This is a genomic window from Plebeiibacterium sediminum (genome assembly GCF_026013605.1).
GTDB classification, from domain to species: Bacteria; Bacteroidota; Bacteroidia; order Bacteroidales; family Marinilabiliaceae; genus Saccharicrinis; species Saccharicrinis sediminus.
The window spans coordinates 1-707 of the sequence record NZ_JAPDPJ010000244.1; the positions used below are offsets into that span (position 1 = coordinate 1).

The 707-nt window shown below is 32.2% G+C and carries 1 protein-coding gene; it reads right to left on the reverse strand.

The genetic code is table 11. The features are described from left to right. Positions 1–254: 254 nt before the first annotated feature. Positions 255–605 (reverse strand): hypothetical protein, encoded by a 351-nt coding sequence (locus OM075_RS25295; protein ID WP_301193346.1) that lies wholly within the window; start codon positions 603–605, stop codon positions 255–257. Between the last annotated feature and the right edge of the window lie 102 nt (positions 606–707).

Below are 707 nucleotides of genomic sequence, written 5' to 3' on the forward strand. Positions count from 1 at the left end.
TTGCGAGTAAAAACATCAATCCAACCTACTGTTGTCATAGTTATAAAGTAAGCTGCTTGATTATCGAATATTTTGTATTTATCTGACATAATATATGGGTTAGATTATTATATCTGATAAAAATAACAAAATATATTTTCATTAATTAACCGGAATGCAATTCCTTATTTTTCTGCGTACAAGATAACAAACATTCAAATCAAAACCCTATAAATGATTTACAGCACGCTTATTGCACGGAAAGAATTTCCGCGCTAACAACAGTTATTTTTCCATAGTCTAAGACTTGATAGCAATTCCTTAAATGTCTTTGCTGGGTCAATTTTTGCTCGTGCCCTATTTTTTTCTTGGGTAGAATGTTGCGCATGAGGATAATATTTCCACGTAATATAGTCCCCCTTTAATAAATATTCCAATTCAAAGTAAAAGGATGAATTCTTCTGTTTGTAGATAATTTTAACGCCATCGAAATCTGAATTGCTATAACGAACCCTAATATTATGAGAATTCATTTCAATATTCTTTCGATATTCTGAAAGTTCAGTATTAAAGCTATTCAATAACTGAGTCAGTTCAATTGGTATTTTCTTTACTAAATCGTCCATTTATAATTGGATATTCTTGATCATGTTGACCCCCTTTCCCGAAGCCGGTTCATGTGATGTTTTCCGCATGACATTCCGGTGGATGTTGACCCCTTTAAGTAA

Bases quoted from the DNA above. Each gene is read 5' to 3' on its own strand.
- OM075_RS25295 (WP_301193346.1), bottom strand. From the start codon at position 605: ATGGACGATTTAGTAAAGAAAATACCAATTGAACTGACTCAGTTATTG.